General features: G+C 34.5%; 13 protein-coding genes and 1 pseudogene. 10 read left to right on the top strand and 4 right to left on the bottom strand.

Annotated elements, in window-relative coordinates; translation table 11 throughout:
* Positions 1 to 30: 30 nt before the first annotated feature.
* Both EC501_RS03750 and coaW read left to right on the top strand, forming a co-directional pair.
* Entirely contained in the window at positions 31 to 1,089 is a 1,059-nt protein-coding gene (locus tag EC501_RS03750) for a 3'-5' exonuclease (protein ID WP_421930383.1), read from the top strand.
* Between the two features lie 131 nt (positions 1,090 to 1,220).
* Positions 1,221 to 2,066, top strand: a complete 846-nt coding sequence (coaW, locus tag EC501_RS03755; RefSeq protein WP_122970955.1) for a type II pantothenate kinase — start codon at positions 1,221 to 1,223, stop codon at positions 2,064 to 2,066.
* A 143-nt stretch (positions 2,067 to 2,209) separates the two neighbouring features.
* Here the strand turns inward: coaW and EC501_RS03760 are convergent, their stop codons facing one another.
* Positions 2,210 to 2,599: a ribonuclease HI family protein gene (locus EC501_RS03760; RefSeq protein ID WP_122970956.1), complete on the bottom strand. Its 390-nt coding sequence runs from the start codon at positions 2,597 to 2,599 to the stop codon at positions 2,210 to 2,212.
* Positions 2,600 to 2,754: 155 nt separating this feature from the next.
* Here EC501_RS03760 and EC501_RS03765 point away from each other — a divergent pair, with 155 nt between their 5' ends.
* Entirely contained in the window at positions 2,755 to 2,949 is a 195-nt protein-coding gene (locus EC501_RS03765; protein ID WP_122970957.1) for a zinc-finger domain-containing protein, read from the top strand.
* A gap of 170 nt (positions 2,950 to 3,119) precedes the next feature.
* Here EC501_RS03765 and EC501_RS03770 read toward each other — a convergent pair whose 3' ends face one another.
* Positions 3,120 to 4,106: an SEC-C metal-binding domain-containing protein gene (locus EC501_RS03770; protein ID WP_122970958.1), complete on the bottom strand. Its 987-nt coding sequence runs from the start codon at positions 4,104 to 4,106 to the stop codon at positions 3,120 to 3,122.
* Positions 4,107 to 4,442: 336 nt separating this feature from the next.
* On the opposite strand from EC501_RS03770, the gene EC501_RS03775 reads away from it, so the two are divergent.
* The 4 genes and pseudogenes from EC501_RS03775 (at position 4,443) to EC501_RS03790 (ending at position 7,703) form a co-directional block, all read left to right on the top strand.
* Complete coding sequence (locus tag EC501_RS03775; protein ID WP_122970959.1) at positions 4,443 to 5,117, top strand: phosphopantothenoylcysteine decarboxylase domain-containing protein; 675 nt, start codon at positions 4,443 to 4,445, stop codon at positions 5,115 to 5,117.
* Positions 5,118 to 5,211: 94 nt separating this feature from the next.
* Positions 5,212 to 5,736, top strand: coding sequence for a YbaK/EbsC family protein (locus tag EC501_RS03780; RefSeq protein ID WP_122970960.1), 525 nt, complete (start codon positions 5,212 to 5,214; stop codon positions 5,734 to 5,736).
* 18 nt (positions 5,737 to 5,754) lie between these two features.
* Positions 5,755 to 6,519, top strand: a complete 765-nt coding sequence (locus EC501_RS03785; protein WP_122970961.1) for a VOC family protein — start codon at positions 5,755 to 5,757, stop codon at positions 6,517 to 6,519.
* 320 nt (positions 6,520 to 6,839) lie between these two features.
* Positions 6,840 to 7,703 (top strand): annotated as a pseudogene (locus EC501_RS03790) (PstS family phosphate ABC transporter substrate-binding protein).
* 197 nt (positions 7,704 to 7,900) lie between these two features.
* Here the strand turns inward: EC501_RS03790 and EC501_RS03795 are convergent.
* A complete protein-coding gene (locus EC501_RS03795) occupies positions 7,901 to 9,211 on the bottom strand; it encodes a helix-turn-helix domain-containing protein (RefSeq protein WP_122970962.1) in 1,311 nt (436 codons plus the stop codon).
* 105 nt (positions 9,212 to 9,316) lie between these two features.
* Between EC501_RS03795 and EC501_RS03800 the strand changes: the two genes are divergently transcribed.
* Genes EC501_RS03800 through EC501_RS03810 form a run of 3 tightly spaced genes read left to right on the top strand, consistent with a single transcriptional unit; the run spans position 9,317 to position 13,604 of the window.
* The gene (locus tag EC501_RS03800) at positions 9,317 to 10,849 is read left to right on the top strand and encodes an AbgT family transporter (RefSeq protein WP_122970963.1); all 1,533 of its coding nucleotides are present in this window, start codon (positions 9,317 to 9,319) and stop codon (positions 10,847 to 10,849) included.
* 12 nt (positions 10,850 to 10,861) lie between these two features.
* Positions 10,862 to 12,172, top strand: a complete 1,311-nt coding sequence (locus EC501_RS03805) for an amidohydrolase (RefSeq protein ID WP_158599664.1) — start codon at positions 10,862 to 10,864, stop codon at positions 12,170 to 12,172.
* Positions 12,165 to 13,604: a M20 family metallopeptidase gene (locus EC501_RS03810; protein ID WP_122970965.1), complete on the top strand. Its 1,440-nt coding sequence runs from the start codon at positions 12,165 to 12,167 to the stop codon at positions 13,602 to 13,604. The genes EC501_RS03805 and EC501_RS03810 overlap by 8 nt, the downstream gene beginning before the upstream one ends.
* A gap of 101 nt (positions 13,605 to 13,705) precedes the next feature.
* Here EC501_RS03810 and EC501_RS03815 read toward each other — a convergent pair whose 3' ends face one another.
* The gene (locus tag EC501_RS03815; RefSeq protein WP_122970966.1) at positions 13,706 to 13,906 is read right to left on the bottom strand and encodes a cold-shock protein; all 201 of its coding nucleotides are present in this window, start codon (positions 13,904 to 13,906) and stop codon (positions 13,706 to 13,708) included.
* Positions 13,907 to 13,976 lie beyond the last annotated feature (70 nt).

Consider the following 13,976-nt stretch of genomic DNA (forward strand, 5'->3'; position numbering starts at 1 on the left):
GTTTCTCTAACAGTTAAAGGTGGAATGATGGTGCGTAAAAATACTTACATTTTTGTCGATGTAGAGGCTACATTAATCCGTGGCAAACAACACATTATTGAAATCGGTGCAATTAAATGGTTGCCAGATGGAACGATTGAACGTTTTTCGCAGCTAATTCAACCGTATAAATTTAAAAAGTTAAACTCCCATATTCAAAAACTAACAGGCATTACGACGGGACAAATATTAAATGCTCCCTCATTTAAAAAGGTCATGCCTAAATTCATCCAGTGGTGTGAAGGAAATTCGGTTATCGTAACCTTCGGTGAATTTGATCGAAAAGTTTTAGAGGAGGAGCTAATACGAAATCATATGGATGTTCGTTTTTTATATCCAATTGTTGATTTTCAACAAAAATATATGATTGAATTTCAACTGAAGGAGCAACCAAGTCTTAAAAAATTATTAGAGACATATGACATCACTTCAGATATAAACCATCGTGCTTTAGCTGATGCGATTAGTTTATTTCAAGTTTTTAAAGAGGTAAATGGTGAAGAACTAATTGAAAAACATAAAACCGATGAGTTTGGTTTAATATTAAGTGAATTTCGACAACAGGAAGAAATGTATGAACTTTATCTTTCATATATCTCAGGTCGAGTATGGCCAACTTTTATAGATGTGCAATCTGTTAAAACAATTCATAAACAACTATTTTTTGATATAAAAGAAGAACGAAGGGAATTGGAAGACGGGGAAATCGAAACGATTCATCGTACAATTATCCAACCAAATGCTGAGGTCGAAACTTTTTTAAAAATGGTTATGGAAGATATACAGGATAAAGTATTAATTACTCGCAGTGGTTTAAAACAACTAGGGAAAATTAATCGGCTACATCATGCTGTATTTCCAAAAACAGAAGTTATGACGTTACAACATTTACTTCAAAAAGAAGAGGCTGTAAATGAATTTACGATTAGTCAGTTAACGGTTACAACTTATGAAATGAAACTTCAACAGTTGATAGGGAAATATGAAAAAGAAATTATAGCAGAATTTGAGAAAAGAAATTTATTTGTAAAAGAAAAAGTGGATATATAAACTAGTGCCTAGAGGTTTTTTCTTAAAAATCCAATTTTGTAAAATCATTGAATTGAAATAAGATAAAATCATTGCACAATAGTAATAAGACAGTTAAAGTTTAAAAAGGGAGAAAATAAAGGAGAACTTTTATGCAAAATGTAATTGGTATTGATGCAGGGGGAACTTTAACAAAATTAGCTTATATTAATGAGCAAAATGAAATGGATTTTGAAATATTTCCGTCCAATGATTTTTCAAAAGTAAAAAATTGGCTTGAAAATCATCCTCATATAGAAGAAATTGGGTTAACGGGTGGCCGTACAAAACAATTATTGAACGTGTTAAAAACAATGAAATCCATTCAATATTTAGTTGAGTTTGAAGCTACTTTCAAAGGTGTTAAATATTTATTAAATAAAAATGGGTATGACATTGAAAATGCCATTATTTCAAACATTGGCACAGGTACTTCTATTCACTATATGGAAGGTTATAGCCATATTCGAGTCGGAGGTACGGGCATTGGTGGAGGTACATTAACGGGCCTTTCAACGATTATGACCGGTGTTTCGGATTTCAATGAAATTACTTCAAATGCAGCTTTAGGTAGTCGGGAAAATATTGATTTGTTTGTAAAAGATATTTTCCAAGGAATGGAGCCCCCTATTGAAGGACATTTAACAGCAAGTAATTTTGGGAATGTTAGTATTTTAAAAGATACGAAATATGAAACAAATGACTTATTAGCGACTATTCAAGGGTTAGTCGGAGAAGTGATTACGACGTTGAGCATTCAATTTGCTGAAGAGAAAAAAGCAAATGAAATTATTTATATCGGGTCAACTTTAACGAATAATGATCATTTAAAAGAAGTTATTTCCAACTATACAATATTGAAAAAACATAAACCTGTTTTTTTAGATGATTGTGGTTTTACAGGTGCTATTGGTGCTTTATTAAACAAAGTAGAACAGTCCCATATTACACAACCTTAATTGAAAAGGCTTTTAAGCAACTTTTACTTGCTTGAAAGCCTTTTAACCTGTTCATTTTAGCTTGATTTGCATAGCATATACAAAAAACAGTTTTTCATGAATCGTTTATTGAAGGTGGAAAATTGAACATAATAAGATGACAATTATTTTGCCTTTAAAATGGCTTCGCGGGCTAAAGCATCTGCTGCTTTATTTTCGTTATCTGGAATCCATTTGATAAAAAATAAGTCAAATTGTTCTGATAGCTGAAGGGATTTTTCTAAAAATGGTTTATATTGCTCATTTTTCACATATTGTTTTTCAATAGAAGATACAACAATTTTTGAATCGGACCGAACGGAAATAAAGGAAGAACCTAATTTCAATGCTTCTTCTAACCCACGTTGTAAGGCAGTAAATTCAGCAATGTGATTATTTGTTTCACCGATGTATTCACTTATTTTAATGTGATGACCTTCACCTTTTATAAAGATGCCAATGCCACTTGGTCCCGGATTTCCAGCACTAGCACCGTCGATATAAACTTCTAACAAACTATCCCTACTTTTTCATCATTATTTTGAACATATTATAACTTACTTTTAGGGAATTTTAAAAAATTATTAGTAATGATGAAAGTAGCCTTCACTTTGACAAATGAAAAATGATAGTAGTAAAATAGGAAAACGTTGTGTAAAGGGGGAGTATTGTGAATAAAAATACTGTAATAAAAGATATTGATGAATTAACCGATACTTATTGCAACGATTGTCCAATTAAACGGGATTTACGCAATAAGAGGGGAAAATCAGGTGCACATCGTTTTTGTATTGAACAATGTTCTGTTGGGGAACAATTACAATTTTTAGGGAATGAATTAATGAAAATTTATGAGAAGAAGTAAAGTTGGGGAACAATAATGAAACTTTCTTTTCATTTATATACATGTAAATAAATTTTTCAATTAGAGGTCGTCTCCGAAAATTGGGGACGATTTTTTGTTGATGGTTGGGATCGAGATACAAAAAAGTCCTATAGGTTTCTATCCATCCTATAGGACCAATTCGTCTCGAATTAAATGAGCACTGTATTATATTCAAGAAGTTCTTGATAATATTTATTTAATGAAGAGGAAGATACGCCGAAGTATTCAGCAATTTCTTTTATCGTAAATGTTGTGCCATGGAAAAGATCCTTTTCTTGTCCGAAGCGAATAGCACCCGCTGCAATTGCCGCAGCTTTTCTAGCTTTTGGTTTTTTAACAACTAAATAATCCTCCAATTGTTCTAATAATTGGTTCGCTTCAATTTGACGTTCCTCTAAAAATTGTTTCGCTTGTTCCACGACTTCGATTTCGAAAGAAGTATATTCTTCGCCGCTATACCCTGAAGCAACGAGATTCGTCCAAAATTGTAGATGGTTATTTTGTAAAAATTGCTCAACTGTTCCGTTCGATTGATCATATGTTTTTGCAAAGCTTTCAAAGGCTTGTTTATAATTTGTTGGGAAGAAAATCAATGTCGACACCGCTAAGTAATGGTTCTCTTTTTTTGAACCATCTGGTAGTAAAAAGGCGAAAACTTGCATTCCTTCCGGTATAACGCGGTTTGATTCACGACGAATAAAAATAGGTTCATTTGTAATCGATCCTACCGCTTTAAAATATCGTTCCTCTACAGCTTCTACTTCTCCGATAAACATTTTCGGCTGTTGCCATTGATTCAATAACTCCACAATCGCTGGACGAATCGTTTTCTTCATCGTACGTTTAATATAATTTGTCCAAATATCTAATCGTTTATGGAAGAAAAAGTCGTCAAGGGCGACCGCTTCGATTAACTCACGCTGTAGGTGGGTTTCTAATTGGGGCGACCATTCTTTTACAATATCTAAGTAATCTTTTACATCTTTTCTTTCGGGATATATGTTATAAAAAGTTTGAAGAACTTGTTCTATTTCTTCTAAAAACACTTGTTCGGTAGTAACTTGTTCTTTACCTTCACAACACTTTTTGTATTTTTTTCCACTTCCACATGGACATGGGTCGTTACGTCCTACCATACGAACACTTCCTTTTCTTAAAATCTAGTTGAATAGTTACATGGTTTAGTAATTTTATATTTATTACTATGCATTCATAATAATATCGAAAATTACTATCCGATGAAAAATGAAAGTTTATTTTAAACTATTTGAAATATCGGACTTATTATTATTTATATGTTTTATATGGAAAAAATAGAATTAAAATCTATTAAATTGAATCAAATAATAGATTTTCTTTGTGTTTATTAATATAAACCCGAAATATATCTTATAGGCAACGATTCATATATAATGGCAATATAGTAAATGATAAAATCAATATAATAACTACAATAAAATTAGGTGATACGGTTGAAAACATTACAAGGTAAGAAAGTGTTAATTACAAGTGGTGGTACATTAGAAAAATGGGATCGGGTGCGTGGACATACAAATTTATCCAAAGGAACGATGGGTTGTTTTCTTGCAGAAGAAGCTTTAGCGGCAGGGGCAGAAGTTATTTATATGCACGGCTATTTTGCTAATCTCCCCCAACATGTATCGGAAATGAGAACAGTTTTATTTAAAGGGATAGAAGATTTAGCTGAAAAAATAAAATCAATTGTTCAAGGGGAAGTCATTGATTTCGTTATTATGGCTGCTGCTGGTTCCGATTGGGTAATCGATAAAGTATATGACCAATCCGGCAATTTGTTAGAAGAAAAGGGGAAAATGCCCTCAGATGAACCACCAATTATTCATTTTAAAAAAGCACCAAAAGTATTAGGTCAAATTAAAGGTTGGTCGCCGAACACAACATTAATTGGTTTTAAATTAGAGGCAACGGATGATGTTGATTATTTAATCGAGCGAGCTAAGTTAAGAATGGAATCTTCCAATGCAGAATATATGGTTGCCAACAGTTCTAACTCTCTTTATGGAGTAGAAGAACCCCACTTTATCATCTCAAAAGAGGGGGAAGTATTAAAAGTTGAGGGAAAAGAAAAAACAGCTAAAAAGCTAATTGAATTATTAGCGGACAATTAACTTTTATAGACTAGTATTTCTAGTCTATTTTATCATTTGATTTCAGAAATTTCTGTGTATATTCTAAAATAAAATCTTTGAAAGGACGGATACAATGTCATTACAAAGCGTAAAAGAACATTTAGAGAAATTTCATCGTGCACAAGATATTTTAGTATTTGATAAAATTAGTGCGACGGTGGAACAGGCTGCCGAAGCATTAAATGTTCATCCTGCCAGAATCGCCAAAACATTATCTTTTAAAGATAAAGAGGGAAATGGCTTATTAATTGTTACTGCAGGCGATGCGAAGATTGATAATCAAAAATTTCGGAATCAATTTAATATGAAGGCTAAAATGTTGAATGCCGATGAAGTAGAGGAGCAAACGGGACATCCGGTTGGCGGTGTATGTCCTTTTGGATTGGCTAAGGATTTGAAAGTGTATTTAGATCAATCTTTACAACGATTTTCTACGGTTTTCCCAGCATGTGGTCATGATCATTCCGCAATCGAGTTAACTTGCCATGAATTAGAAGAATATTCGAGCGCTATTGCTTGGGTAGATGTAAGTAAAGGGTGGGATCAAGACGTAAGTGAGGCCGGTACTGAGGAAAAGACGTCAATTTCATTTTATTGATATGGAAAGGAGTTCGTTATGTACTTATTAGATCATATTGTACATTTTGTAGAAAAACCTGAACATCTTATCGATCAAACGAAGGAAATCGGGCTTTATACAGTTAATGGCGGTAAACATGAAATGTGGGGAACTTATAACACGTTATGTTACTTTGGGTTAACGTACATAGAATTCATCGGGATCTTTAATAACGAGTTATTTGAGAGGGCGGCGAAAGAACCTTACACATTACATGAAACTTATAAAAAGAGTAATAGGAGCAATGGCTTCACACGTATGGCGCTACGAACAAATTCCATTGAAGAAGACGCTCTTCGGTTAAGACAAGTAGGGTTAGTCGTTTGTGGACCGGAAACCTTCTCAAGGACACGTCCTGATGGTTCGGTTTTAACTTGGAAACTATTACATATAGGTGAAGAAAACACGATAGTAGAATGGCCGTTTTTAATCCAATGGGAAGAAACGGATGAGGCTCGTTTGGATGATTTAGTTAAAAGGGGTACTATCGGAAACCACCCTTTAGGCGATCTTCGCATATCAGAAGTAGTCTATCAGGTGGAAGATTTACAAATCCCACAAAAATGGGCGGACGTTTTCGGATTTGCTATCGAAAAAAATGATTCATGCATTACATTACGAACGTCTAATTGTAACTTTACTTTTTATGAAAACCTCCAGGAAGAAGGGGAACGCAACAATATTGATCAAGTTGTCATTTCAGGTGCTATAGAAGAAAAGATGGTTCAATTAGAGTGCGGGTTGTACAAATTTACGAAGTGAGTATGAGGGCTTCACTTATAGCAGGTGTTTATTAAAAGGGGTTATGTGTCATGATTAACGCTATTTTTTTGTTTATTTGCATGGTTTTTGTTACGTTTATCGTAGTAATTTTTACTTTATTATCAGGTGAAATATATTATATAGGATTGATTGTTGTTGTTGCTTGTATACTTTACTTACTGTTTCTTTTTTTAATGTCTCATTTTTTTAAGACGAAAAAAAGGAAAAGGGTATTTATATCGATTTCAATAATCGCTATTATCATTGCATCTATTCAACCAATCTACCGTGCATATGATAGTTCAAAAATCATTGGAAATATGGAAGTTGATATCTATCAATATATACCGTTCTCTGAAAACGGAAGAATAGCAACGTTAGAGGAAGAATCATCTTTCAAAGTAACAGATGACTTACCGAAAATTGATGGAGCTACTGCTCTTTATCCTTTGTATTCTGCCTTCGTACAAGCTACATTTCCTAAAAAAGACTATGACCCTTATTTCAGTGAAGTGATGGTCAATCAAACCCCTAATGCTTACGAGAAATTATTTAATGGAGAAGTAGACATGATTTTTGTCGCTGCTCCATCTGATTCCCAGAAAAAAGTAGCGAAGAATAAGGGACTTGAACTTGAAATGACGCCAATTGGTCGCGAAGCGTTTGTGTTTTTTGTGAATCAAAAGAATTAAATCAACGGATTGTCTATAGATCAAATAAAAGATATTTATTCGGGTAAAGTGAAAAATTGGGAAGATGTTGGAGGAAAGAATGATTCGATACGAGCATTTCAACGTCCTGAAGATAGTGGTTCCCAATCGGCGTTGCAACGTTTAATGGGTGATAAGGCCATTATGGAGGCACCAACAGAAAATGTTGCTTCTGGCATGGGAGACATTATTGAAGAGGTTGCTAACTATAGAAATTATGATAATGCAATTGGCTATACATTCCGTTTTTATGTGAAGGAAATGGTTAAGAATGACCAAATTAAATTGTTAGAAATTGATGGCATAGCACCGACAAAAGAAACGATTCAAAATGGAACTTATCCCCTTTCAACAGAATTTTATATTGTAACAGCTGGTACTGATAATCCAAATGTAGAACCATTTATTGAATGGATTTTATCCTCACAGGGACAAGAAATTTTAGAAAAAACTGGGTTTGTGCCTGTACGTTAAAGTGAAGCGTAGAGTTGAATTAAAATAAAATTGGTGAGAAGAGGCTGGGACAAAAGAAAAATGTTAGACCAAAATTGTAAATGGTCTAACATTTTTTTGCGGTATAAAGGCGTAATCGAAGTTTTAAATCAGAAAGTTAATGCCCGACTTTTAGATTTCCTCAAAAATTCGAGTTATGTCCCAGCCTCTTTTACTAATTAAAAATTCAATTGATAAATTTTGCTTGGCCGTCCTTTTGCTTTTGTAACTTTATTTGTTATGGAAGTCGCATAGTTCGTTTCTTCTAGTCGTTTTAACAATCGATTGGCAGTGCGAATGGAAACAGATAAATGGATACTCAAATCTTCAGCTGTTATCGCCTCGCGTTTCAGCTTGTAAACTAAACTATAAATTTTTTGTAAATGGAGAAGGGATATATTCGTATCTTCCGCAATTTTTACTAATTTTTCGTTATCAAAATCGTTCATCGTAGCAGTAGCATTGCCATCCAGTGGTCCGATTAGTTGATTTTCTTTCGTTAAAATATAAGCCTCTGTAAGTGAACCAGTACAATAGGTTGCTGCCTTCTCTGCTTGTATTCTTGCCTCTTGTAATGTTTTACCGATTCCCCAACCAATTTTTACTTTGAAGGACAATTGATTTCTTAAAAACTCAACAAGGGAACACATTTCTTGATGATTTGTTATCAATAAAAAGTCTTTGTAGTTCGTTATTAATTCGTAGTGGATAGCACTTCTATATGTAATTAATGAAATTCCTAATTTTCGATTAAAGTCTAAAATCGCTTTGTAAAGAGCAATTTGCCTGTATTCAATTTCAGTAGGATCATTTTGAGACATGGAAAATTCTAAAAATCCTGCAACGACTTGACTGTTCATTAAATCAGCTACTTCTATTTCTTTTAACAATTCTAAAATGGTCGACTTCATACTTTCTAAAGTAGGTGTGACAAGAATAAGATTTATATTTTGATCATCAAAAAAGGAATGTAAATTCGTTAACCGAGTCAAAGAGAAACGAATTTTTTGTTCCTCCCAAAGTTTTGAATGGGCTTCATAGACGACATCGTACGCATTCGGATGTCCAAAAACTTCCACCGTATCCCCAAGTAAGTAGGGGAAATCTTCTGGCGATATAATTTCCTTTAATCTAAAATAATTATTCTCTTTATATAAAAAATCAATGATGCAATGTTTAAAAGAGAAATCCGGATATTTATATTGGATTTCTGCGATTTTAAAATAAAAATCTCGTTCAGAAATGTCAAAATAGGCACATGGTACTTTAGAAAAATGGTCAGGAAGGTTTCTTTGGATATGTAAGTAAGGAATTTGACCACTGAAAATAACTCCATCAAAGGTTTTCACTTTTTCTAAAAATGCCATTTCTAAATCAACTAAATTTTCATAAAAGAAGATTTGCAGATTAATATTATCAATTTGAATCGTTTCACAATTTTTTAACCATCTGTATGAATATTTAGTCGAAAAGACGCATACGTTATACATTTAATATCCTCCGTTGTCACTATTGTGGTAATTTTCAAAATATTTTAACCTAATTTAAAGACATTGTAAAAAATAGTCCAAAAATAAAAAGGGGGAAGTAAAAATATGAACAATCATCAGGAAATAGAAACTGCCAAAAATGGTGCTTTCAACAAATTTTTAAACACTGTTGAAAAAATCGGTAATAAATTACCCCATCCATTTATGCTTTTCTTCTATCTTACACTTATTCTCGTTGCAATTTCATTTATTTTAGGCGTTATGAATGCCTCTGTTATTCATCCTAATACGGGTGAAACGGTAGCGGTTAACAATTTGCTCTCAAAAGAAGGCGTTCGCTATATTTTAGGTAATACGCTAACAAACTTTACCGGTTTTGCACCATTAGGTTTAGTGTTAACAATGATGCTTGGTATTGGTTTATCTGAACGAGTAGGACTATTTTCTGCATTAATGACAAAGGCAATTATCAAAACCCCTAAACGAATCGTAACCTTTATGGTCGTATTCATCGGTATTTTAGGAAATATTGCTTCTGATGCAGCCTTTGTAGTCATTCCTCCTTTAGCTGCTTTAGTCTTTTTATCACTAGGAAGACATCCGTTAGCAGGTTTAGCAGCTGGACTAGCTGGAGCCGGAATCGGTTTTACGGCAAATATTTTAGTTGCCGGCACAGATGCTTTACTTTCGGGTATTACTACAGAAATCGCTAAGTCAATTGATAGTGAGATGGTCGTTTCACCATTAGATAACTGGTTCTTTATGAGCGCATCTACATTTTTATTAGCTTTTTTAGGTGCGATCGTTACGGATAAAATAGTGGAACCCCGTTTAGGTACATATAATGGAGAAAAGAAAGCCGATTTACATGAATTGACACCATTAGAAAACAAAGCTCTTCGTAATACAGGAATCGCTGCTTTATTATTTATCGGGTTCATATTAGTTTTAATGTTTATTCCGAATTCACCGTTATTAAACGATGACGGTACACTATTACGCTCACCATTTTTATCAGGTATAGTACCAATTCTTTTTGCATTTTTCTTAGTAACAGGTATTACATACGGTATGTCAGTTAAAAAAATTGAGAAAATAGCTGATGTTCCGAATTTAATGGCAGAGGCGATTCGCGATCTTTCAAGCTATATCGTTTTAATTTTTATGATTGGCCAATTTATCGGATATTTTAACTGGACGAATATCGCTACGTGGATGGCAGTCCATTTAGCTAACATTCTAACGGCTATTAATTTAACAAATGTCTTTGCAATCGTGTTATTCACATTGCTTGTAGCTGTATTAAGTTTATTTATTATTAGTGGATCTGCCCTATGGTCCCTTGTGGCTCCAATTTTCGTACCGACTTTTATGTTATTAGGTTATCATCCTGCCTTCGTTCAATTAGCATATCGTATTGGGGAATCATCTACAAATATGGTAACACCATTAAATCAATATTTTGCGATAATACTAGGTTTCATGCTTATTTATAACAAAAGAGCAGGAATAGGTACATTGATGTCATTGATGATTCCATACACAATTATCTTTTTAATTGCATGGATTCTTTTAATGTTAGTGTTTGTAATGTTTAATATTCCAATTGGTCCGGGTGTTCACTACTTATTAAAATAGGAGATGACGTTCATGAATTTTCTTACGTTAGAAAAGGATTATTTACAAGTTTTAAAAGAATGGAGAAGGGATTTTCACAAATTTCCTGAACCAGGTTGGTTAGAGTTCCGCACTTCTGCAATAATCGCCGAAAAACTCAGAACTTGGGGATATGATGTATATGTAGGGAAAGAGATTGTTAACGGTATTTCATTAGGTGTACCAAATCAATCATTAGAACAGGCATTTTATCAAAAAGCGGTACAAAGTAATGTTTCATCAAAATGGTTAGAAAAAATGGAGGCTGGTAAAACCGGTGTGATAGCTACCTTCGACACAGGTATTGAAGGACCGACGATTGCTTATCGTGTCGATATAGATGCGCTTCCTATTCTTGAATCAGCAGATGAAGATCACATGCCTGAAAAATTAAATTTCCGTTCTGAAAATGAAGGGTTTATGCATGCTTGTGGTCATGATAGTCATGCAACAATTGGATTAGGGTTGGCACAACAATTAATGGAAAGAAAAGTAATGCTTCGTGGAAAGTTCATTATTATTTTCCAACCTGCAGAGGAAGGTGTAAGGGGAGGAAGTGCTATCGTTTCTTCTCCATTGTTAGAAAATATTGATTATTTATTTGCCCTCCATATTGGAACGGGTGTACCAAAAGGGACATTTGTTGCAGGAGTAGATGGTTTTTTAGCGACATCGAAATTTGATGTAACGATTAAAGGTGTTGCCGCCCATTCGGGAATTAATGCTGAAAGAGGAAAAAATGCTTTGTTAGCCAGTGCTCAAGCAACACTCGCATTACATAGTTTGCCTCCCCATAGTGAAGGGGTAGCACGTGTGAACGTCGGAACGTTACAAGCTGGAAGTGGACGTAATATTATCCCGTCTTTAGCAAAAATGGAATTGGAAATTCGCGGAGAAACAACAGCGATTCATGACTTTTATGAAAAACGTGTTCAAGAGATTTTCAATGGGATACGAGCAATGTATGATGTTGACATTCAAGTAGAAAAAGTAGGATATGCGTTAAATATTCCTTCAGATCAAAAATTGGCCAAAACGTTAAAGGAAACGGCTAAATTCCAATCGGCGATTCATGAGATTGTCGAGTATAAAGAATTTAATTCCGGTTCTGAAGATGCAACGTTTTTAATGAAGCATGTACAAGAACAAGGTGGATTAGCATGTTACTCCATTATTGGGACAACGTTAGCTGCAGATCATCATCACGAAAAATTTGATATTGAAGAAGATGATATGCTTGCAGCCCTTGAAATTTGGTTAAACGTGCCATTCAAAATTTATGAGGAGATGAAAGAGAATGGCTAACATAGTAGAAGAGGTTGAAAATCTATATGACCAATATGAAAAGGAATTGATTCATCTTTCTGATCGTATTTGGGAACATCCTGAAACCCGTTTTAAAGAAACAGAATCTGTTAAAGTATTCACCACCTATTTACGTCAAATCGGATTCGAAATTGAAATGGGTGTAGGTGGCATCGACACGGCCTTTGTTGCAAAATATGGTACAGAAGGTCCGGTTATTGGAATATTAGGTGAATATGATGCCCTCCCTGGGTTAAGTCAAAAAGCAGGCAGTCCGATAAGAGAACCGCTAGTTGAAGGTGGAAATGGTCACGGTTGCGGTCATAATCTACTTGGCACAGCTGGCATAGGAGCGGTTGTCGTATTAAAGGAGTTAATTGACAAAGGAGAAGTCGAAGGTCAAATTCACTACTTCGGATGCCCTGCCGAAGAAGGTGGCTCAGGTAAAACCTTTATGGTCCGTGAAGGGGTATTTGATTATGTCGATGTGGCATTAACTTGGCATCCGAACTCTTTTACAAGTGTATTTAATTTTTCTTCCCTTGCAAACTATCAAGTATATTTTGAGTTTGAAGGGATCGCTTCCCATGCAGCAAATTCTCCCCATTTAGGAAGAAGTGCATTAGATGCGGTTGAATTAATGAATGTTGGGGTGAACTATTTACGGGAACATATTTCGAAGGATGCAAAAGTCCATTATGCGATTACGAACTCTGGTGGGATGTCCCCAAATGTCGTTCAAGCGGAAGCTGAAGTTTTATATTTAATCCGTGCTAATACAATTCAAGAAGTAGATGAGATTTATAAACGAATTGTGAAAATTGCAGAGGGCGCTGCATTAATGACTGAAACGAAAGTAAAAGTAAAATTTGATAAAGCATGTTCGAATTATATCCCTAATGATACGATCAACCAAATTATTTATAAAAAATTACAGTTAGTAGGGTTACCTACGTATAATGAGGCTGAATTGGAGTATGCGAGGAAAATGGCTGAAACGATTAGTCCAGCTGAATTTTCTAGTGCCTTGGATGAAATTAAAACGATGTCTGAAGATAACCCAGTGGTAAAGGAAAAGGGGAGCGAATCCGTATTTTATCCTGTAGTGGTTCCTTACCAAAAGTCAAAGGCGTCAATGGCAGGTTCTACCGATGTAGCAGATGTAAGTTGGGTCGTACCAACTGCCCAATTTTTTGCAACTTGTTTTGTACTAGGGACACCGCTTCATAGTTGGCAGCTTGTCTCTCAAGGTAAAACGGGTCTTGCCCATAAAGGGATGATTTATGCAAGTAAAGTAATGGCACTAACTGGTTTAGAGCTTTTACAAAACCCTGAATTAATTGAGCAAGCGAAAAAAGAGCTACAAGAACAAGTAAAAGATACATATATTAACCCGATACCAAAAGAAATTGTACCAAATATGTACGGTTAATAAATGGGAAAAGAGCTGGTTTAGTTAAGAATACTAAACCAGCTCTTTTAATGAAAAATTATAAAAAACCAGTCAACATATTTTGACTGGTACCCATCTCTCTATAATTTAACAACATTTGAAGCTTGGGGGCCTCGGTTACCTTCTACGATATCGAATGATACCGCTTGCCCTTCTTCCAATGTACGAAATCCTTCTTCTTTAATGCCAGTGAAGTGAACGAAAACGTCTTCACCATCGTTACACTCAATAAAACCGTAACCTTTTTCGTTATTGAACCATTTCACTTTTCCTTGGTGCATAGAGGCGTTCTCCTCCTATTCCATAGTAATGGCATCTTTATTATGAAGCTTGTTACGAATTAAAATATAC

Source organism: Lysinibacillus halotolerans (assembly GCF_003711845.1).
GTDB classification, from domain to species: domain Bacteria; phylum Bacillota; class Bacilli; order Bacillales_A; family Planococcaceae; genus Ureibacillus; species Ureibacillus halotolerans.